Source organism: Candidatus Tremblayella phenacoccinincola (genome assembly GCF_009805595.3).
GTDB lineage: Bacteria > Pseudomonadota > Gammaproteobacteria > Burkholderiales > Burkholderiaceae > Tremblaya > Tremblaya phenacola_D.
The window spans coordinates 1-20,458 of the sequence record NZ_VMQO03000002.1 but is presented as its reverse complement, the minus strand read 5'-3'; the positions used below and the strand labels follow the sequence as shown (position 1 = coordinate 20,458).

The 20,458-nt window shown below is 39.4% G+C and carries 17 protein-coding genes and 3 rRNA genes; 16 read left to right on the top strand and 4 right to left on the bottom strand.

Going from position 1 to position 20,458, the window contains the following annotated elements; all coding sequences use genetic code 11:
* Positions 1–65: 65 nt before the first annotated feature.
* A complete protein-coding gene (locus tag FKM95_RS00530) occupies positions 66–1,514 on the bottom strand; it encodes a sigma-70 family RNA polymerase sigma factor (RefSeq protein ID WP_159128795.1) in 1,449 nt (482 codons plus the stop codon).
* A 159-nt stretch (positions 1,515–1,673) separates the two neighbouring features.
* On the opposite strand from FKM95_RS00530, the gene FKM95_RS00525 reads away from it, so the two are divergent.
* From FKM95_RS00525 to FKM95_RS00510, 4 genes are all read left to right on the top strand, one after another.
* Entirely contained in the window at positions 1,674–2,795 is a 1,122-nt protein-coding gene (locus FKM95_RS00525) for a DNA polymerase III subunit beta family protein (protein ID WP_159128796.1), read from the top strand.
* Positions 2,796–2,907: 112 nt separating this feature from the next.
* The gene (gene rpmH, locus FKM95_RS00520) at positions 2,908–3,045 is read left to right on the top strand and encodes a 50S ribosomal protein L34 (protein WP_159128797.1); all 138 of its coding nucleotides are present in this window, start codon (positions 2,908–2,910) and stop codon (positions 3,043–3,045) included.
* A gap of 278 nt (positions 3,046–3,323) precedes the next feature.
* Complete coding sequence (metE, locus tag FKM95_RS00515; RefSeq protein WP_206167472.1) at positions 3,324–5,570, top strand: 5-methyltetrahydropteroyltriglutamate--homocysteine S-methyltransferase; 2,247 nt, start codon at positions 3,324–3,326, stop codon at positions 5,568–5,570.
* A gap of 157 nt (positions 5,571–5,727) precedes the next feature.
* The gene (locus FKM95_RS00510; protein ID WP_159128955.1) at positions 5,728–6,627 is read left to right on the top strand and encodes a lipoyl synthase; all 900 of its coding nucleotides are present in this window, start codon (positions 5,728–5,730) and stop codon (positions 6,625–6,627) included.
* Here the strand turns inward: FKM95_RS00510 and FKM95_RS00505 are convergent.
* Positions 6,624–7,700 carry a 3-deoxy-7-phosphoheptulonate synthase gene (locus FKM95_RS00505; protein ID WP_159128956.1) on the bottom strand — a complete coding sequence of 359 codons (1,077 nt, stop codon included), beginning with the start codon at positions 7,698–7,700 and terminating at the stop codon, positions 6,624–6,626. The genes FKM95_RS00510 and FKM95_RS00505 overlap by 4 nt on opposite strands.
* Before the next feature lie 174 nt (positions 7,701–7,874).
* Between FKM95_RS00505 and grpE the strand changes: the two genes are divergently transcribed.
* From grpE to dnaJ, 3 genes are all read left to right on the top strand, one after another.
* Complete coding sequence (grpE, locus tag FKM95_RS00500) at positions 7,875–8,468, top strand: nucleotide exchange factor GrpE (RefSeq protein ID WP_159128957.1); 594 nt, start codon at positions 7,875–7,877, stop codon at positions 8,466–8,468.
* Positions 8,461–10,356, top strand: a complete 1,896-nt coding sequence (gene dnaK / locus FKM95_RS00495; protein WP_159128958.1) for a molecular chaperone DnaK — start codon at positions 8,461–8,463, stop codon at positions 10,354–10,356. The genes grpE and dnaK overlap by 8 nt, the downstream gene beginning before the upstream one ends.
* Before the next feature lie 102 nt (positions 10,357–10,458).
* Complete coding sequence (dnaJ, locus tag FKM95_RS00490; protein WP_159128959.1) at positions 10,459–11,571, top strand: molecular chaperone DnaJ; 1,113 nt, start codon at positions 10,459–10,461, stop codon at positions 11,569–11,571.
* A 109-nt stretch (positions 11,572–11,680) separates the two neighbouring features.
* On the opposite strand, the gene FKM95_RS00485 is transcribed toward dnaJ, so the two are convergent.
* Together FKM95_RS00485 and FKM95_RS00480 are read right to left on the bottom strand one after the other, a co-directional pair.
* Positions 11,681–12,253, bottom strand: coding sequence for a hypothetical protein (locus FKM95_RS00485; protein WP_159128960.1), 573 nt, complete (start codon positions 12,251–12,253; stop codon positions 11,681–11,683).
* 61 nt (positions 12,254–12,314) lie between these two features.
* Positions 12,315–12,491, bottom strand: coding sequence for a hypothetical protein (locus FKM95_RS00480; protein WP_206167471.1), 177 nt, complete (start codon positions 12,489–12,491; stop codon positions 12,315–12,317).
* Positions 12,492–12,536: 45 nt separating this feature from the next.
* On the opposite strand from FKM95_RS00480, the gene FKM95_RS00475 reads away from it, so the two are divergent.
* The 9 genes from FKM95_RS00475 to FKM95_RS00435 all read left to right on the top strand — a co-directional run.
* Entirely contained in the window at positions 12,537–12,728 is a 192-nt protein-coding gene (locus tag FKM95_RS00475) for a hypothetical protein (protein WP_159128962.1), read from the top strand.
* 161 nt (positions 12,729–12,889) lie between these two features.
* Positions 12,890–14,454: ribosomal RNA gene (locus FKM95_RS00470) — 16S ribosomal RNA — on the top strand.
* A 68-nt stretch (positions 14,455–14,522) separates the two neighbouring features.
* Positions 14,523–17,437: ribosomal RNA gene (locus tag FKM95_RS00465) — 23S ribosomal RNA — on the top strand.
* Between the two features lie 14 nt (positions 17,438–17,451).
* Positions 17,452–17,567 (top strand): 5S ribosomal RNA (gene rrf, locus FKM95_RS00460).
* The 16S, 23S and 5S rRNA genes sit together here, the layout of an rRNA operon.
* A gap of 586 nt (positions 17,568–18,153) precedes the next feature.
* Complete coding sequence (locus FKM95_RS00455) at positions 18,154–18,588, top strand: uL11 family ribosomal protein (RefSeq protein WP_159128953.1); 435 nt, start codon at positions 18,154–18,156, stop codon at positions 18,586–18,588.
* Positions 18,581–19,237: a hypothetical protein gene (locus tag FKM95_RS00450; protein ID WP_159128952.1), complete on the top strand. Its 657-nt coding sequence runs from the start codon at positions 18,581–18,583 to the stop codon at positions 19,235–19,237. The genes FKM95_RS00455 and FKM95_RS00450 overlap by 8 nt, the downstream gene beginning before the upstream one ends.
* A gap of 17 nt (positions 19,238–19,254) precedes the next feature.
* Positions 19,255–19,740, top strand: coding sequence for a 50S ribosomal protein L10 (gene rplJ, locus FKM95_RS00445; protein ID WP_159128951.1), 486 nt, complete (start codon positions 19,255–19,257; stop codon positions 19,738–19,740).
* Between the two features lie 8 nt (positions 19,741–19,748).
* Positions 19,749–20,126 (top strand): 50S ribosomal protein L7/L12, encoded by a 378-nt coding sequence (rplL, locus tag FKM95_RS00440; RefSeq protein ID WP_159128950.1) that lies wholly within the window; start codon positions 19,749–19,751, stop codon positions 20,124–20,126.
* The coding region (locus FKM95_RS00435; RefSeq protein WP_226338819.1) for a hypothetical protein at positions 20,123–20,458 on the top strand (336 nt) is incomplete at its 3' end. The genes rplL and FKM95_RS00435, both read left to right, overlap by 4 nt.

Below are 20,458 nucleotides of genomic sequence, written 5' to 3'. Positions count from 1 at the left end.
AACAAAACAATACATATGTAAAAGCAATACAGGTTCACCAATCCAAACAGTGATAAGCAGACGACTTATTCCAACAGCGGCTTTAACTTCCTAAACCTGTTGGGCTGTCGTAGTTTTCTTAATGCCTTTGCTTCAATCTGTCTAACTCGCTCTCTTGTAACTTCAAGCTGCCTGCCTATCTCTTCTAAAGTGTGTCCAGAAACCATTCCAATACCAAACCGCATTCTTAAAATCTTTGCTTCTCTAACGTTTAAAGAACTAAGAGCTCTTTCAATGCTAAGGTATGTGTCTGATCTGGTAACAAATTCCATTGGCGAACATACATTAGAACTATCGGCTAAGTCTTCCAAATGAAAGTCTTCATTAGCAACTAACGCTTCTGTTAAAGCTGGTTCCTTTGCTGTTTGAATGGTTTTGGTAAGCTTCTCTTTTGTTGTTCTCAGTTCGTGTGTAAGCTGTTCTAAGGATGGTTCGTAACCTTTTACCTTCACATAGCTTCTAACCGAGCGGTTAATTCTGTTAATCATATCTATTAAGCTTTCAGGGAGTCGAATCATTCTTGATTGGTCTAAAGCTGACCTGGTAATAGTTTGTCTTATCCACCAAGTAGCGTATGTTGAAAACTTACAACCTCTTTTGTCATCAAAGCTTCTAATTGCTTTCATTAGTCCAACATTACCTTCCTGAACCAAATCATAATTGCTCAGACCATGCTGGAATAGGCCGTTTGAGATATATCTTTTAATTATTGAGTTAACTAGCCTTAGATTTAGTTTAACGACTCTGGTCCTGATGCTTTTAATTCTTGTGACTGTTTGGTATGTCCTAGCTTTTAACAGCTTGTATTTATCTATATACATTCCAGCATTACTTTGGAGTTTTAGCAGGCCTTCACCTTCTATAAACGCCATATGTTTGATTCCTATTCTACAGATCTCCTTTGTAACATCATAGGAAGAGCCTGTGTTTGGGTTTGTTTTCAATGAGCCAATCAGTTTAGTTTCAACATTGGAGAACTCATTAAATTCAGAGCAGACCAGATTGAAAAGTAACTCAGTTGCCTCAGGGATAAACCTAAAAGTAAGGAGCTTCATTCGTATTTTATCTAAGAGCGTATGATAAGCTTTTGTTTTGAAACCTTGATGTCTTAAAACAAGCATCAGATGATGGAATAGCTTACCTGTATTGTATAACTGCTTCAGTGATAAATGTTTTATAGTATTGCTAAGCTTACACTTGGTTTTAAAGGAATCATTATATTGGAGTTTGGCTTTTGGCAAGCTTTCATAGACTAAGTTTGGTTCTAGCCTTCTTAAATCCGTAAGGTTGAATTTGTAAAATAATTCATTTGGTTTTGAGAGTTTAACGGCTGTATTTAAAATATATAGTATAGAGCTGGGGGTTGAGAAAAACAATAGTGAAAGACTTCTCAAGCTTTTCTCAAGCATTTTCAATAGCATCATTTCACCTAGCTTATTTAAGCTGTTCATGTTCTTTGTGTATATTGAATTCATAGCTACGGAGGCCCTACATTGTACCGACATGTATTATTGAAGCTGCCACATTCTAGCTTTTGTTCGAAATGTTAACACCAAACCAACTGATATACAGCTGATACCGACCCAAAGGGGGGAAATGGTTATGTTCATTGTTAACTCTAAATCTAAAACAGAATGGAAAACATAGAGCCTTTCTTCAGAGCAAGCAGGAGTTCAGTTCTCAATTGTATTCAGACAGTTAGTGAAATCACGAACCTAAAACAAACAGACATATTCAACAGCTTTTTGATAACAGAAAACAAAAGGCGTGTTTACTTAGTTTCTAGTAACGGTGAAGTTCAAATCCAATCTAGCGTCAAACACAGCCATAGTCTTTCATTAGCAGCTCCTTTCTTAGTCCACATCAAAAACCTAACTAATATGCTAAAGTTAACACTATCTGAGACAATATCCTTCGTTTACAACAAAACTCACTTAGCCATCTTTACTGAAAGCACTAGTTTTCATGTTAAAACATTGAGTGTTTCCAAGTTTCCATTATTTTATGGTGTGTCTGAAGAATGCATTGTCCTTATCGTAAATCAAAAGATTCTAAAACAATTGTTGAAGGTTACTTTTTTCTCTATTGCTAAACACGAGCTGTTTTCTCATTTTAATAATATCTGTGTATATTTCAGAAATGGTAGGCTAAACTGTTTCACATTAGACGGTCGCAGAATGTCTTATGCTAGTGCAACCCTAAGAATATATAGCAACAGTTCGGTAACTGCTGTAATGACCAGAAGTTCTTTGTCAGAAATATACAAGCTTTTAGAATATACCAACCATCTTTCAAAGCTATATATTAGCAGGAACTACCTTAGATACACAGCTTCAAACTCAGAAATCATATGCAAGCAGGTAATAGGCAGTCATCCAAATGTCAAATACATACTGAAGAAGGAATATCTATTTTATTTAGAGGTAGAGAGACTTCTTTTAGTAACAGCATTAAACCGCCTCTTAGTACTCATAACAGGTGATCTTAAAACTGTTAACCTTAGTCTCAAAGCCGGTCGTTTAGCAATAAGAGCCACTAACTTAACAGCTGAAAAGCTAGAAGAAGTAGTCCCGATCCGAAACTACAACAAACATCTGCACAGCTCAGAAGTTAGTATCAACATCAATTACATCATAGAGTTACTCACTAACATAGGCTTTCTGTTGGTAAATCTTTTAGTTGAAGACAACAGTAAAAGTATTATGTTGGTTCATCAAAATACATATAGACATGTGCTAGTGATGTCTAAGAATTAGTTTAGGTTAGAGCTTTATTCTGTCTGATTCTCATTGGCTTCTAGTCTAGTTGCTTCATTAACGCACCAGCTGCATAGCTTATAATTAACCAAAGACAGACGCAAGGGTTTGTATGAAGAGAACTTATCAGCCTTCAAAAGCCAGACGCAAAAGAAAACATGGGTTCCGTATTCGAATGAAGACTAAGAACGGACGTAAAACTATCAACGCAAGAAGACTAAAAGGGAGAACCAATGTAGCATGCTGTTAGGTAGTGGTATGTATTATGCTGTAGTTCCAAAGAGGCATCTCTTTTGTGGACTTCTTCTTAGTAGTTTAGCTGTTCAGATGGGAATGGTAACAACAATGATTAGCCTATAAAGAGAACTACTCCTACTTCCGCAAGCTTGGCTAATATTTTACATCGATAGGCTTAATAAATAATAGTTACTAACTCCACTACCCAGGCTAGTAAACTCATAGCAAAGAACCAGGTTTGTTAGTTAGTTTAAGGGGAGGAGAGCACCAACCTAAAGGGGGGTATAATCTATGGTTACTGCCCATTTACTAGGCTTTCCAAGAATTGGTTTTAACCGAGAGCTTAAGTTTACCCTAGAATCATATTGGAACCACAGAACTCCAGAAACCAAAGAACTGCTTTTTAAAACAAGAAAGGAAATATGTCTCAAAACCTGGAAAATGCAAAAGCTGTTACGCTTAGACTTTCTAACTGTAGGTGATTTTTCTTTTTATGATCATGTTTTAAGTACTTTGTGTGGTTTAGGGGGTCTTCCAAAAAGATATGGTTTCAATGTTAAAAGCCCTTCCATTGATAATTACTTTGATGCTGCTCGAGGAAACAGTAACTTTAGAGCTATGGACTTGAAGAAATGGTTTAACACTAACTACCATTATTTAGTTCCGGAATACACTTCCGGAATGGAGTTCCACGCAGAGTTTCCTTGGTTGTTAGAAGAAATAGAATTGGCAAAAACACTTCAACATCCAATCAAAGTATGTATGTTAGGTCCAGCTTCACTCTTGTGGCTTGGTAAAGAATACGGAGGCTTAGTTAACAGAATTGAAGTGCTTCCAAGGTTGTTAGAGGCATACAAAAGGGTACTGATGAACATTAAGTTTAAAGGAGTTGAGTGGGTTCAACTTGAAGAACCAATAGCTTCCTTCAATCTACCAGCTATTTGGCGTAGAGCTTTAAGCACAACATATGAACAACTGTCTTCTTGTTCTCCTAGAATACTTTTTACTTCCTATTACGCATTCCCAAATGAGATGTATTCATTCCTCAAGTCTTTACCAGTAGATGGGTTCCACTTTGATATTACCAATAATGTTTCAATTAATCTGTTAGAGTCTTATCCATCAGATAAAGTATTATCGGTAGGCATTGTCAGCGGTAGAGACGTCTGGAAGAATGACCTTAAGCGTTCCATTCATAGGGTTGAAAGGCTTCGTAGTAAAATAAGAAGTGAGCTGTGGGTTTCTACTAGCTGTCCTTTATTGCATGTCCCATGTGATCTTTCAACAGAAGGAAGGATTAGTGAAAGCCTCAAGCGTAAGCTATCTTTTGGAGTCCAGAAAATACAAGAAGCCGTTGCCATCAAAGAGCACTTAACGAACCAGAATTCAAACATTGCAACTTCGGTCTTAGTAAAAGAAACCCACTTCAATCCCAGAGTTGGCTTTTACACTGAGGAATTAGAAAACGAATGTTGCTTCAAGAGGCTGAGTTATTTGGATCGTATAAAATTACAGAAGAACATTAGCAAACACCTAATATTCCCAACAACCACAGTAGGTTCATTCCCACAAACTGAACACATTAGAAAGATACGTTCTCAATTTAAGAAAGGGAACCTAACCCAAAAAGAATACATAACAACCCTAAAAACCGAAGTCAGCTTCATAATAAAGAAGCAGGCAGTTTATGGTTTAGATGTTTTTGTCCATGGAGAGGTTGAGCGAAATGATATGGTTGAGTATTTTGGAGAGTTAGTTGAAGGGTTTATGATAACTGAAAACGGTTGGATTCAAAGCTTTGGGTCAAGGTGCACTAAGCCTCCAATAGTTTTTAAGGACCTATCATTCATTAGACCAATCACTGTTTACTGGACGAGGTACGCACAAGGCTTAACCAACAAACCAGTAAAAGGTATGGTAACAGGCCCAATGACTATCCTAAATTGGTCTTTCCTAAGGAAAACCCAAACAATACAAGAGATGTCTCTGCAAATAGCTTCTGTTCTAAGAAAAGAAGTAAACCTACTAGAGAACCATGGCACAAGAATTGTTCAGATTGACGAGCCTGCAATAAGAGAAGGTTTACCGTTGTTGTATGAGAATTGGAACCAATATTTAAGTTGGTCTGTTAAAGCCTTTCATATAGTTTCATCTGGAGTATCAGCATCAACACAAATACATACCCATTTATGCTATTCAGAGTTTGGAGAAATAGTAGATACGCTAGTAAAGTTGGATACGGATGTAATTTCAATTGAAGCAGCACGTTCAAACATGGTTCTGTTGGAGCCGTTCAAAGAATGTGGTTTTACTAATGAAATTGGACCTGGCGTATATGACATACACTCACCTATGATTCCTAGCGTTGAAGAAGTTTTACTTAGGATCAAATATATCACAACAAGTATTTCCAAGGAAAGAGTTTGGGTGAATCCAGATTGTGGTTTGAAAACCAGAACGTGGTCTCAAGTTGACAGTTCGTTATCTAATATGGTGAAAGCTGCCAAAATAGCAAGACTGCAAGAGCCAAGCGTTTAGTCATTTAGGGTTCTTATATCTTGAAGCGTTAGATGGGTCTGAGATGTTCTTACTTTTTGAGAAATGAGAAGCAGTCATTGAGTTAGGAGCTAAGAACCCAACAAGAATGCAGTTGTTAAAAGGGTTTACTGCAAGGCTTCAACTGTTGGACATTTGAATGTGGTACTCCGTTGTTAAACCAAATCAAGAACTACAAATGATGTACACATATTTATACTTAAATAGGAAACCATGTTGGGCAAGAATCAGTTTAGGTGCCAAACGTAAACACTACAATGAAACAAAAGTAATATTAGGAACCAGTAAAGCTAGGACGGTGTGTCAGGATGCGAACTGCCCAAATATTCATAAATGCTTTAAAAGTAAGTCCGCTGCTTTTATAGTTATGGGTGCTAGCTGCACCAGAAGCTGTTCATTCTGTAGTGTCCACAAAGATCGTTTATTATTCATAAGTCCACTAGAGCCTTTCTATATTATCAGATCTCTAAGAAGCTTACATTTAACCCATATTGTAATGACTAGTGTTAATAGAGATGACTTATCAGATGGAGGAGTTGAGCAGTTTATTAGGTGTGTAATTGAACTTAAAAGAAATTATCCTAAATTAACCACTGAGTTGTTAGTTCCTGATTTCAAAAGTAAGCTTAAGTCTGTGTGTAATGGATTTAAGGGAAGGTTACCCAACATTATTAATCATAACATAGAAACGATTCCTAGGCTGTATACTAATGTTAAGCTTGGTGCCGAATACTTAAATTCAGTTTTGCTGCTAGGTCAGTTCAATAAACTCAACCAACGCTCCAAGCCTAAGTCTGGTATTATATTAGGTTTTGGAGAAGCTGTAGGAGAAGTTTTGATCACTGTTTGTGACCTTAGAAGCTGTGGAATAAGTTATTTAACTCTCGGACAGCTCCTTAAATCCTCTCAGCATAAGCCTACACCAAACAAGTATTTACATCCTAACATATTTAAAATATATAAAAAGATATCTCACCAAATAGGAATTCATGTTGTAGCTTCTGAAGTTATGGCACGTTCCTCATTAAAAATATCTTAACGTGAAACCTTACGTCTAATTCTAATCGCAGATGCTAACTCTTTAAACATATCAACACTATCAACCCATCCAATACATGCGTCAGTAATACTTTTACCATATCTAGCTTTACATCCACATCCACATCCACATTCACATACGCTATCGCTATCGCTATCGTTCGTTTGCTTTCCTTCCGTTAAGTAAGACTCCATCATAATTCCCAAGAGTCTTCTTTCACCATTGCTTATTTGCTTTATTATTTCTTTGCACACTCTTGCCTGTTCAACATGGTTCGACTTACTGTTAGCATGACTAACATCTATTAATACTTTGTTCTTTAGGCCTGTTTGCTTTAAATATGTACTAGCGTTTCTGACACTTTGAGAATCATAGTTAGTCACCTTATGCCCACCTCTTAGAATCAAGTGACAGCTGCTGTTCCCATCGGTTGCAATGATCGATGCTTTACCAACTTTATTAACGGAAAGAAAGTAGTGTGGGTTTGCAGCTGCTGTTATCGAATTGATAGCAGTTGAGATAGCTCCTTCTGTATTATTTTTAAAACCAACAGTAAAAGGTAAACCTGAAGCTATTTCTCTATGGACCTGAGATTCAGTAGTACGAGCTCCAATAGCACCCCAGGCTATCAGGTCATGAATAAACCACACAGCTATTGGATTCAAACACTCAGCACCTATTGGCACATTAGCTTTGTTAATTTGAAGATATAGCTTTCTTGAAGCTTCTAAGCCATTGTCGATAGCAGAACTCCCATCTAAATATGGATCATTTAGCAAACCTTTCCAACCTACAGACGTTCTAGGCTTTTCAAGAAATGCCCTCATAATAACTTCAAGGTCTTGCTGTAATTGAGTTCTTATCTTTGAAAGCCTATAGCAGTAATCCATTGTAGATTCTATATCATGAATTGAACATGGACCTATTATTACTATTAGTCTGTTATCGGTGCCATTTACAATTCTTTTAACAGAACCCCTCACATTTTTAATGAAGTTTACGGTTCTTATGTTTACTCTAAGCTTTTCTTTTAAGGTTGATGGGTCAATGCATTCGAACGTTCTACTTCTCATTTGTTGTTCCTCCTTAGAAACAGTAGTCTATGGTGAGTTCAGTTAAATACATCATCGTAACTCAACAGAATGTGAGCTGTGCTTCGCATGGTTTTTCATGCTTCGCATGGTTTTTCATGCTTCGCATGGTTTTTCCATACTGTTCAATATCAATCACTTAACAAATCATAGACCATGAAAAGCAAACCTTATAACTCAGAAGCAATCGATAAGAGAGCAGTTTCTGATACCACTAAAAAGATGCTTCCTCAAGCAACCCCGGAGTTTATTATCAACAAAGCCAACAACGAAGAACTAAAGAAGCTGTATGAGAGGTCAATAGATTTAGAAGAACGCCTCCTAAGAACCAGATCAGAACTAGAGAACATCAGGAGGAAAGCACACGAAGATCTGGAAAAGTCCAAGAAGCTTTCAGTAGAAAAGTTTGCAGAGGGTGTTTTCCCATTCTTGGACAGCTTAGAGTTAGTTTTAAGTGACTCATCAAGCATTAGGCAGTTAAAGGAAGGAATAGGTTTAATCATCAGGCAGTTTAGGTTGGTGTTAGAAAGAAATAAGGTTTCCACACTAAATCCGTTACATCAAATGTTTAATCCCAGGTTTCACCAAGCCGTTGCAATACTAGAAACAAATGAACCAGATAATATTGTGGTTTCAGTCCTACAAAAAGGCCACTTAATACACGGTCGTTTATTTAGACCCGCTTTAGTAATAGTTTCAAGAAAGTGTGTTATCCTTAATCAACATGACAGCTGGAGGCTAAATGACTAAGATTATAGGTATAGATCTTGGAACAACAAATTCATGTGTAGCCGTAATGGAAGGCAGCAAGCCAAGAGTTATTGAGAATTCAGAAGGCTCCCGTACAACCCCTTCTGTTGTAGCATATCAAAGCAATAACGAGGTTTTAGTTGGGGCTCCTGCTAAACGACAATCTATTACAAACCCACAGAACACCTTATTTGCCATCAAGCGTTTAATTGGACGTCGCTTTGAAGATAAAGAGGTTCAGAAAGATATAGATATAATGCCGTACAAGATAGTAAAGGCAGATAACTCTGATGCCTGGATAGAGGTTAGGGGTAGAAAAATAGCACCACCTCAAGTATCTGCGGAGATACTACGAAAGATGAAAAGAACGGCTGAAGATTATCTAGGGGAGTTAGTTAAGTCCGCTGTAGTTACAGTCCCTGCTTACTTCAATGACAGCCAAAGACAAGCAACAAAGGACGCGGGGAGAATAGCAGGTCTTGAGGTTAAGAGGATAATCAATGAACCAACAGCGGCTGCTTTAGCTTATGGTCTTGATAAAACAGAAGCGAAAGACCGCAAGATTGCAGTATATGACCTTGGAGGTGGTACGTTTGATATTTCAGTTATTGAGATTGCTGATGTTGATGGAGAAAAGCAATTTGAGGTTCTTGCGACCAATGGTGATACCTTTCTTGGAGGTGAAGACTTCGATCAGAGAATCATGGAACATATAATAAGTGAATTCAAAAAGGACCAAGGAGTTGATCTTCGTAATGACATCTTGGCTCTTCAAAGACTTAAAGAGGTCGCCGAAAAAGCAAAGATAGAACTATCGTCCAGCCAACAGACCGAAGTTAACCTACCATACATAACCGCCGATGCAAACGGACCAAAGCATTTACATCTTAAAATGACTTGTGCAAAGCTGGAAGCATTGGTTGAAGATTTGATTGAAAAAACTATGGAACCTTGTAGGATAGCTCTCAAAGACGCTAAGTTAAACAAGTCTGAAATAGATGATATCATTCTTGTAGGTGGTCAAACCAGAATGCCGAAGATTGTAGAGAGAGTTAAACGCTTTTTCAAGAAAGAACCTAGAAGAGATATTAACCCAGATGAAGCAGTGGCTATTGGGGCAGCAATTCAAGGACAAGTATTATCAGGTGAGCGAAAGGACGTTCTTTTGTTAGATGTAACACCATTGTCCTTAGGTATAGAAACCTTGGGTGGCATAATGACAAAAATGATAAGTAAAAACACAACCATTCCAACTAAACACTCACAGATCTACTCAACAGCTGAAGATAACCAGCCTTCAGTAACCATAAAAGTATTCCAAGGTGAACGTGAAATAGCTGCTAAGAACAAGCTTTTAGGAGAGTTTAACCTTGAAGGCATTCCGCCATCACCAAGAGGAATACCTCAAATCGAAGTAACGTTTGATATTGATGCTAATGGAATACTTCATGTTAGTGCTAAAGATAAAGCAACAGGTAAAGAGAATAAAATTACAATAAAAGCTAACTCAGGCTTATCAGAGTCCGAAATATCAAAGATGGTTGAAGATGCAAAGCTAAACGAAGAAGAGGACAGGAAACTAAAAGAACTCGTTAATTCCAAAAACCAAGGAGATGCTTTAGTTCATAGTACTAAGAAGTCATTAAAGGAATATGGTAGCAAACTTAAAGCTGATGTTCGTGAAAAGATAGAAACATCAATTAAATCTCTTGAAGAAGCTCTGAAGTCTGATGATAAAACCATAATTGACTCAAGAATCAAACATCTTATTGAAGAATCAAGAGTCATTGGAGAACAAATGTATGCTACCAAAAAAGAAACCACTAAAGACCAAGACAAGACTAAAGAAAACGAAAACGACATAGTTGATGCAGACATCAAAAGCTAAAGAGATAATTACTTAAGCTTAAGCTAACATTCATAGAAACGTTTGTAATGGGAACAGAACGACAAGCTTGAATTCTTTATCTAATGCAGGAGCTCTGAAGGAATGTCAGAAAGGGATTATTATGAAGTGCTGGGCATAAATAGGAATTCAAGTGACGAAGAAATAAAGAAAGCATATAGAAAACTTGCTATGAAGTATCATCCAGATAGAAACGCAGACAGTAACTCCGAAGCCTGTTTTAAGGAAGTAAAGAGAGCATATGAGGTTTTATCGGATAAAAGGAAACGCGCATTGTACGATCAACACGGACATAGCTTAGGTGAACAAACAGCGTCAGGAGATATGGGTCATGGTTTTGGAGGATTCACTGGAACGTTTGAAGACATTTTTGCAGACTTCTTTGGTGGCTCCAGCTCTAATCGAAGGAAGAAAAGATTTAATAGGGGTACCGATGTGTTTGCTAAAGCTGAAGTATCTTTAGAAGAGGCTATCCGGGGTCATGAGGTAAAGATTCAGATCTCAAGGCACATATTGTGTAACGCTTGTAATGGCGCAGGAACGAAAGCAGGCACAAAGCCTAAAACCTGTTCAGCTTGTGCAGGTCTTGGAGTCAACCACATATCTCAAGGCTTCTTTAGCATTCAGCAATCTTGTACAGTTTGTAATGGCGCGGGAACAGTGATAACAAACCCATGCGTTAGCTGCAAGGGTTCTGGTAGGCTAAAAGAAAGAAAGAGGTTATCAGTTAAAATACCAAGTGGCATTGAAAGTGGTATGAAGGTTAGAGTTTCTGGACACGGAGATGTTAACAGTTCAGGTATGTACGGAGATCTTTTTGTTGAGATCAATGTAAAACAACACCAACTTTTTGAACGAAATGGAAGTGATCTGCATTGTCATGTTCCTATAAAATATACCGTAGCTGCATTAGGTGGAGATATTTGCATTCCCACTCTTTTAGGAAATAACGTCACATTTAACATTCCAGAAGGGACTCAAAGCAATAGAATATTCAGAGTAAAGGGCAAAGGAGCTAAAAGTATTAGGTCTAATATGAATGGAGATCTGTATGTTCACGTTTTAATTGAAGTGCCTATAAAACTAAGTGAATACCAACGTAGTATTTTAATGGAATTTGAAAGAGCAACCCGAGATGACTTGAAACATAGCCCGATGCAAAAGAGTTGGTTGGAGAAGCTTAAAGCACATCATTAATTCTCTTGATAATTGAACCTGACTTCTCCTTCATTTGAAAACCAGACATAGACATTGTTTAAATAGTAAAACCTCCAGAACTTCAAAGGGTAGCAGAACTACAAGGACCTCATTCTGCTGTTTCAGCCTTTTTAAGCCTTATATTCATCATGTTAAGTAGTAATGAATCCTTCAGTTGCTCCTGTAAAGATAACCCAACATGTTCAGGAAGGTATAGATCTCTAACGTAAAATATATGCTTTTCCACTTCATATGCAAAGGCATCTAAAACTAAAACTCTAGGCATTCTATTGTATAAACAACTCACTTCTATCTCATTTTTAACCAAAGCCCACAACAACCCAACTTGCCTCTTTGGTTCTTTTACGGTTTTGATTGGAACTTTTATATTAACTCTATCGTTTTGGTTCACAGATAAGAAGTCTATATGCAAAACTGCTTCACTTACACAATGTTTCTGAATTGCTTTGGTAACTACACAGCTTTTAGTTCTTTTATACAATGTATTTAGCACACAGCACATCCTTTGGTTTCCTTTTAAAAGCCTCTCCACTGCTTCTTGTTTTATGGAGATTGGAACTGAAAAGCTTCCACTTATGAAACCTCGAACGCTGTTATCTTTCTTAGTTGCCAAACTGCTTTTACCAACCCATTTTCGATGTAGAGCTATTACGCTTAACATAACATTTCACCTTTGGAAAAATAGTTTAATAAATACGCTTATCTATCACAACTCTTAAGGATTATGCTTTTTGGCCTGACTCCCAATTATTCTTATTTGTTAACACATGCCTAAAAGGTGTCTCTTTTCTCTGTACTTCATGAATCAGAGCCCGACATCCAGCTTTAGTAGCCCCATCTGTCTCAACAGTCAACGACCCAAAAGGCTTCTTCTTAACAAATACAAACTCCAACACCATAACCATAAACCACACACCATAAACCCAATAGCTGTCCTTTACTGCATGTCCTCTCGAGGAAGGAGAAAGAAGAAAGAAGATAGGCTTAAGAAAAGGAGAGGAGAAAGGTGGATAGTTAGAAGGAGAAGGAGAAGGAGCTGGAGCTGGAGGAGAGCTGGAAGAACCAACAAACCCATAAAGCCTATGAAGAAGGTAATTCCTCAAAGAGCAATAGGCCACATTCCATACTGGAGTTAGTTAAACCATAAGCTTTTAACAGAAGGGTTATTAGCTATAAGAATCTGTAGTTGACCCCGTTGTTATGCATTCAAACGACGAACCATCCTTTAAGTTCCTTAATTCTCAGCTTGAACGTATTGAACTCAGCTTTGATAACATTTTTAAGTGCACGGGAATATAGACGTCAGAGTTTGATCCTGGCTCAGATTGAACGCTTGCGATATGCCTAACACATGCAAGTTGAACGGCAGCGGATAAAAGAAGTTGCTTCTTTGCCGGCGAGTGGCGAACGGGTGAGTAATACATTGGAACATGGCCTAAAGTGGGGGAGAAATAACTACTGGAAACGGTAGCTAATACCGCATAATGTCGTTAGACAAAAGTGGGGAACCTTCGGGACCTCACGCTTCAGGAGTGGTCAATGTCTGATTAGCTAGTTGGTGGTGTAAATGACTACCAAGGCAACGATCAGTAGCTGGTCTGAGAGGATGGTCAGCCACACTGGAACTGAGACACGGTCCAGACTTCTACGGAAGGCAGCAGTGGGGAATCTTGGACAATGGGGGCAACCCTGATCCAGCAATATCGCGTGTGTGATGAAGGCCTCCGGGTTGTAAAGCACTTTTGTTCGGGAAGAAAGACTACCTAACCAACAATTAAGTAGCATGACGGTACCGAAAGAATAAGCACCGGCTAACTACGTGCCAGCAGCCGCGGTAATACGTAGGGTGCGAGTGTTAATCGGAATCACTGGGCGTAAAGAGTACGTAGGTTGTTTGTTAAGACTGCTGGTGAAATCCCTAGACTCAATCTAGGAACTGCTGTGGTGACTAACAAACTCGAGTATGGAAGAGGGGGATAGAATTCCAGGAGTAGCGGTGAAATGCGTAGATATCTGGAGGAATACCAAAGGCGAAGGCAGTCCCCTGGTCCGATACTGACACTGAGGTACGAAAGCGTGGGGAGCAAACAGGATTAGATACCCTGGTAGTCCACGCCCTAAACGATGTCGATTAGCCATTGGAAGGACCCCTTTTCCTTTCAGTGACGTAGCTAACGCGTTAAATCGACCGCCTGGGAAGTACGACCGCAAGGTTAAAACTCAAAGGAATTGACGGGGACCTGAACAAGCGGTGAATGATGTGGATTAATTCGATGCTACGCGAAGAACCTTACCTACCTTTGACATGGCCAAAGTTCTACCGAGAGGCGGAAGTACTCGTAAGAGGATTGGCGCACAGGTGCTGCATGGTTGTCGTCAGTTCGTGTCGTGAGATGTTGGGTTCAGTCCCGCAACGAACGCAACCCTTATCTTTAATTGCTCCTATTTTAACAGGCACTTTAAAGAAACTGCCAATGATAAGTTGGAGGAAGGTGGGGATCACGTCAAGTCCGCATGGCCTTTATAGGTAGGGCTTCACACGTCATACAATGGTTAGAACAAAGAGCTGCAAATTCGTAAGAAGGAGCCAATCTCACAAACCTAACCTCAGTTCGAATTGCGGTCTGCAACTCGAGCGCATGAAGCCGGAATCGCTAGTAATCGTGGATCAGAATGCCACGGTGAATACGTTCTTAGGTCTTGTACACACCGCCCGTCACACCATGGAAGCGAGTCTTACCAGAAATGGTTAACCTAATCCATATATCAGGAAACCGGGAATCCATAAAGGCAAGGTTCATAACTGGGGTGAAGTCGTAACAAGGTAGCTGTAGGGGAACCTGTGGCTGGATTACCTCCTTTAACAAGCATATATAAAAGGGGAGCTGTTCGAACGTTCACGTTTTCTATCATTGTGGAGCTGTATGAAGGTTTAAGTAAGAAAGTGCACATGATGGATGCCTTGGTGATCACTGGCGAAGAAGGACGTTTCAGCCAACGCTAACTTCGGAGAGCTGGCAAGAAAGCTTTGACCCGGAGGATTCCGAATGGGTAAACCTAAACTAACATAGCTTATCCTAAACTGAACACATAGGCTTAGCGAAGCGAACGTGGAGAACTGAACCATCTAAGTATCCACAGACAAAAGAAATCAATAATGAGATTCCCTTAGTAGTGGCGAGCGAACAGGGAAGAGCCGTGCATTTGGAGAGTATGCTTTGACTAACCGAACATTCTTGAACGAATGACCATAGGAGGTGATAGTCCTGTAGGTAAAAGTTAATACCGTACTACATGCAGTATAAAGTAGAACGAGGCACGTGAAACCTTGTTTGAAGATAGGGGGACCATCCTCTAAGGCTAAATACAAGTGATCAACCGATAGCGAACAAGTACCGTGAGGGAAAGGTGAAAAGAACCCCCGAAAAGGAAGTGAAACAGAGCCTGAATTCGTGTGCATACAAACAGTCGAAGCTTTTCTTAAGCCTATCTTCTAGGTTGTCTCTAAGTAAAGTAACGGCGTACCTTTTGTATAATGGGTCAGCGAGTTACATTCAATAGCAAGCTTAACTTAGTCAGGAAGGCACAGCGAAAGCGAGTCTTTAAGGGCATCAAGTTGTTGAATGTAGACCCGAAACCAGGTGATCTATTCATGGGCAGGTTGAAGGTTAGGTAATACTAACTGGAGGACCGAACCCACTAACGTTGTAAAGTTAGGGGACGACCTGTGAATAGGGGCGAAAGACCAATCAAACCTGGAGATAGCTGGTTCTCCCCGAAAGCTATTTAGGTAGCGCCTCATGTTCTTACTTCTGGGGGTAGAGCACTGTAATGGCTTAGAGATCTTTAAGATTATCTTTCCATAGCAAACTACGAATACCAGAAAGAGTACAATCATGGGAGACAGACGTTGGGTGCTAACGTCCAACGTCAAGAGGGAAACAACCCAGATCGCCAGCTAAGGTCCCTAAATGCGGCTAAGTGTAAAACGAGGTGTCCAAGCAAAAACAATCAGGATGTGGACTTAGAAGCAGTCATCATTTAAAGAAAGCGTAACAGCTCACTGATCTAGCTTGGGTGCACGGAAGATATAACGGGGCTAAGCTGCATACCGAAGCTGCGAACATATGAAGCTATGTGGTAGGGGAGCGTTCCGTAAACCAACGAAGGTACTCTGCTAAAAGTATTGGAGGTATCGGAAGTGCGAATGCTGACATGAGTAGCAAGAAAAAAGGTGAGAATCCTTTTCACCGCAAGTCCAAGGTTTCCTATGCAACGTTGTTCGACATAGGGTAAGCCGAAAGCCTAAGGTGAGGCCAAAAGGCGTAATCGATGGCTAACAGGTTAATATTCCTGTGCCGCTTACACTAAAGTGATGGGGTAACAAACTAAAGGTAACTAGCCAAGAACGTGGTCTCCTCTGGTTATTGTATTGAAGGAATGCTTAGGAAAAACCCAAGCAGATATTTGTACTATGTTTCCCTGGGTGCAATACGAGTCTAAAGTGGTTACTGATGGTTTCAGGAAAAGCCTCTAAACGGTTTAAAAGTGTGGCGTTCGTACCGCAAACCAACTCAGGTGGACAGGATGAATATTCTAAGGTGTTTGAGAGAACTCAGGAGAAGGAACTCGGCAAATTGATACCGTAACTTAGGGATAAGGTATGCCTTGAGAATAAGTGATACAACATCATAAGATTCAAGAGGTTGCAATGAAATGGTGGCTGCGACTGTTTAATAAAAACACAGCACTCTGCTAACACGGAAGTGGAAGTATAGGGTGTGACGCCTGCTCAGTGCTAGAAGATTAATTGAGAAGGTGAAAGCCTTCAAATAAAGTCCTAGTAAACAGCGGCAGTAACTATAACTGTCCTAAGGTAGCGAAATTCCTTGTCGGGTAAGTTCCGACCTGCACGAATGGTGTAACGATGGCCATACTGTCTCCTCCTGAGACTCAGCGAAGTTGAAATGGTTGTGATGATGCAATCTACCTACGGCTAGACGGAAAGACCCCATGAACCTTTACTGTAGCTTTGCATTGAGATTTAAGTCGATCTGTATAGGATAGGTGGGAGGCTTTGAAGTATGGGCGCCAGTTCGTACCGAGCCAACCTTGAAATACCACCCTTTTCAGCTTAGATGTCTAACCTGTTCCGTTATTCGGATCAGGGACAATGTATGGTGGGCAGTTTGACTGGGGCGGTCTCCTCCTAAAGAGTAACGGAGGAGTACAAAGGTACGCTAACTACGGACGGGAATCGTACTTATAGTGTAATGGCATAAGCGTGCTTAACTGTAAGACAAACAGGTCGAACAGATGCGAAAGCAGGTCATAGTGATCCGGTGATTCTGTATGGAAGGGTCATCGCTCAACGAATAAAAGGTACTCTGGGGATAACAGGCTTATACCGCCCAAGAGTTCATATCGACGGCGGTGTTTGGCACCTCGATGTCGGCTCATCTCGTCCTGGGGCTGAAGCAGGTCCCAAGGGTATGGCTGTTCGCCATTTAAAGAGGTACGTGAGCTGGGTTTAAAACGTCGTGAGACAGTTTGGTCCCTATCTACCGTAGGCGTTGGATATCTGAAGGAAGCTGTTCCTAGTACGAGAGGACCGGAACGGACAAACCTATTGTGTACGGGTTGTTAAACCATTGGCACTGCCCGGTAGCTACGTTTGGAAAAGATAACCGCTGAAGGCATATAAGCAGGAAGCTTGTCCTAAGATGAGATATCCCAGGGTTCTATCCTAAAGGGTTGTTCTAGACTAGGACGTTGATAGGTTGGGTGTGCAAGCATAGTAATATGTTTAGCTAACCAATACTAATGATCCGTGAGGCTTAAACCTATATCTAATACAAGCCTGACAACCACAGAAGATCGGAACCACACCTTACCATTCCGAACAGGTTGAGTGAAACGGTCTTACGCTGAGAATAGTGTGGGCTTGATCCACGCAAAGGTAAGTATTGTCAGGCTCCTCTGTATGCATTTGTCAGAAGAATCGAACAGAAGAAAGTGTGGGGAGGATGTGGGTGGTAGAAGATAGAGCTAGAATATAGAGAAGTATATAGAGAGTGTTGAGAGTTTGGTTTGGGTTTGGTTAGAGGGGGGGGGGAATGAGTATAGAAGTAGTATAGATGGATATAAAAGAATGAATATAGAAGGAGGGTTCCAGTAGCTTATATGGATATAAGGACTTCAGAATGGAACCAAAAATGGAACAGCATGTTATATGGGTATCTATATCTAATCAGAAAGCTATCATGAATACTTTCATTGGGGTTGGAGTTGGAGTTGGAGTTGGAGTTGAGTTGAGTTGGGTTGGAAGAGATCCCCTTTTTCTATGCTAGAACAGGCTGACAGTAGGAAAGAACATCTCAGCCTGACAAGACTACTGTGCACCCGATGGAGAAGCTTGGGGTGGAAGGCAGTCGAAGAAGCTACTGTAAGTCTGTTCATTGTTTCGTTAGTTTCGTTAGCCTCATACATTTACGATAGCCTCATTTCAGCTGTTTTAAGATTGTTCTCCTAGCTCAGCCAATCCTAACTAGGTTCTCCCACATGGATACAAAAAAGCCAGTATGCACTTTGAGGTTAATTATACCAGCAGGAAAAGCAAACCCCAGTCCTCCGGTTGGTCCCGCATTGGGACAAAAGGGTGTTAATATAATGGAGTTCTGTAACACCTTCAACATGCTAACAAAACCCATAGAAACAGGAACATTAGTGCCTACAATTGTAAGCATCCAGAAAGACAAAAGCTTCAAGATCAGAACAAGAACTTCATTGACCTCAAGTTTAATTAAAAAGCTGGCTAGAGTCGAAACCATACATTCCGTTAAAACAACCTATATAGACTATACAGACGTAAAAACCATTGCTGAAATAAAGCTCAGAGACCTAAATACGCTAAACCTAGTCAAAGCTATAAAAACAATCAAAGGAACCATAAAGTCTATGAGAGTCAAAGTGAAAGTCGGAACACACTATGAATAAAACTTGGTCTATAATAGATGCATTTAACCATATAAAGAAAAAGCTCAGTTCGAGGTTTGAAGAGTCAGTAGATATTTCCATTGTGTTGCATGATTCTTTTAAAGCTAACCACAACATGATATATACTTCTAAACTGCTTGGAGCATATCAACCAACCCAACTAGCAGCCGTCCATATTCAAGCCGTTCCAAGACTAACCCAACGCCATAAATACGCAGAGCTTAACATCAATGCTGCCAGAAAAGCAGGAATATATGTTGTTGAGAACAGAAGCTTTCAACCTAGAGATATAATAAACCGCAAACTGCATGTGCTTTTGATACCTAACAACTTAAAGACCACATTAAACTACTCAGACTTAAAACCAACAAAGGTTATAACTGCAAAAGACTCCATCAAAAGCTCCTTAGGTTTAATAAACAGAAAGACATGTTTTCACGCTAGTAAGTCGGGTTCTATAAATGTTTCAATAGGTAAACTAAGCTTTCCTTTCTTTATTCTTAGTGAAAACATAACCCGCATAGTCAGAGAAATATTAAGGTTCAAACCAAATAATGTAACCACAAACAGCTATCTAAAGAAGTTAGTACTCTCTAGTACAATGAGCGAAGGTATGCATATTTGTTTAGGTTCGTTAAAGGATCTTTGACATCTGGAACTTCTCGAATGAAGATCTCTAAAAAGAACAAAGCAGGTGCAACAGCAATATTAAAACTAATGAGCATCCATACGCTGGTTGTTTTTTGTGACTTCAGCAATATAAGTTCTCAACTGCTAACTCAACTTAGACTTAAAACAGTTTCTCAGAACATATGTATAAAGGTATTTCCTAACAGCTTATTGAAAGCAACGTTGAAAACCCTGAAGCTTACTAAAGAAATGAGAACTAACCTTACAGGTCAGTTAATGCATGTTTATGGTAAAGACATAAAAGCTATTTCCCAGCTTCTCAAAGACTCAGGCTATGTCCATACGAACAAAGTTAAGTTTGCAATACAAAACAACCAACAACTGATAGAAAAAGAAGATATCATCAGAATAGCCAACCTCCCAACCAAAAGCGAGTTAACAGCTAAACTATATTTAGTTCTAAAGCTTTTCGTGGTTAAGTTTCTAACCATCTTAAGAACAATAACCAACAAAACAAAATAGGAGGAAGTGTGCAGTCTAAAGACGAGTTATTGAAACAGATTGAATCAATGACCGTAACAGAATTAAATGACTTGATAGAAGCACTCGCAAAAAGGTTTAATATCTCAAATAGCCTAACCAATTTGAAACCTAATGTAAACTCCAAAGATCAAAAACCTAACGTTAGTCCTGATAGCAAAGAGCTTAAGGTAATTCTAACTGCTGTTGGTAACAACAAAATAGCTGTCATTAAGATTATCAGAGAGGTGACTGGTTTAGGTCTCAAAGAATCAAAGGACATTGTAGAAAATGTTCCAAAACTGATAAAGAAAGATCTGAATAAGATGCAAGCAGAAGAAATTAAAACCAAGATAGAAACCGTTGGTGCTAAAGCAAACGTAGAATGATGAATAATGAAAACCTAGCGTTAGCGTTCCAAAGAAAGAGCTTTACCAAAAGTAGTTACATGCATAATATTCCTAACCTACTTCAAATCCAAAAGGAATCCTTCCATAAGTTCTTACAACACAAAACCCCAGCTTCAAACAGACAACAAGTTGGTTTACAACGGATTTTATGTAGAGCTTTTCCAATTAAATCTAACAACGGACTTATCAATGTAGACTTTATCAAATATTCAGCTTCTGAGTCTGTTTTAAGTGTTGCAGAATGTAGGTGCCGTTCGCTTACATATTCTTCATCCTTAAACATTCTAGTTAAAGTTTCGTTCAGGAATTGT

What these genes read in the sequence shown, in the direction of transcription:
- grpE (WP_159128957.1), top strand. Translation starts at nt 7,875, where the DNA reads ATGAAAAGCAAACCTTATAACTCAGAAGCAATCGATAAGAGAGCAGTT.
- FKM95_RS00510 (WP_159128955.1), top strand. Translation starts at nt 5,728, where the DNA reads ATGTGGTACTCCGTTGTTAAACCAAATCAAGAACTACAAATGATGTAC.
- FKM95_RS00455 (WP_159128953.1), top strand. Translation starts at nt 18,154, where the DNA reads ATGGATACAAAAAAGCCAGTATGCACTTTGAGGTTAATTATACCAGCA.
- FKM95_RS00450 (WP_159128952.1), top strand. Translation starts at nt 18,581, where the DNA reads ATGAATAAAACTTGGTCTATAATAGATGCATTTAACCATATAAAGAAA.
- FKM95_RS00525 (WP_159128796.1), top strand. Translation starts at nt 1,674, where the DNA reads ATGGAAAACATAGAGCCTTTCTTCAGAGCAAGCAGGAGTTCAGTTCTC.
- FKM95_RS00475 (WP_159128962.1), top strand. Translation starts at nt 12,537, where the DNA reads ATGTCCTCTCGAGGAAGGAGAAAGAAGAAAGAAGATAGGCTTAAGAAA.
- FKM95_RS00480 (WP_206167471.1), bottom strand. Translation starts at nt 12,491, where the DNA reads ATGGTGTTGGAGTTTGTATTTGTTAAGAAGAAGCCTTTTGGGTCGTTG.
- dnaK (WP_159128958.1), top strand. Translation starts at nt 8,461, where the DNA reads ATGACTAAGATTATAGGTATAGATCTTGGAACAACAAATTCATGTGTA.
- metE (WP_206167472.1), top strand. Translation starts at nt 3,324, where the DNA reads ATGGTTACTGCCCATTTACTAGGCTTTCCAAGAATTGGTTTTAACCGA.
- FKM95_RS00530 (WP_159128795.1), bottom strand. Translation starts at nt 1,514, where the DNA reads ATGAATTCAATATACACAAAGAACATGAACAGCTTAAATAAGCTAGGT.
- FKM95_RS00505 (WP_159128956.1), bottom strand. Translation starts at nt 7,700, where the DNA reads ATGAGAAGTAGAACGTTCGAATGCATTGACCCATCAACCTTAAAAGAA.
- rpmH (WP_159128797.1), top strand. Translation starts at nt 2,908, where the DNA reads ATGAAGAGAACTTATCAGCCTTCAAAAGCCAGACGCAAAAGAAAACAT.
- rplJ (WP_159128951.1), top strand. Translation starts at nt 19,255, where the DNA reads ATGAAGATCTCTAAAAAGAACAAAGCAGGTGCAACAGCAATATTAAAA.
- FKM95_RS00485 (WP_159128960.1), bottom strand. Translation starts at nt 12,253, where the DNA reads ATGTTAAGCGTAATAGCTCTACATCGAAAATGGGTTGGTAAAAGCAGT.
- dnaJ (WP_159128959.1), top strand. Translation starts at nt 10,459, where the DNA reads ATGTCAGAAAGGGATTATTATGAAGTGCTGGGCATAAATAGGAATTCA.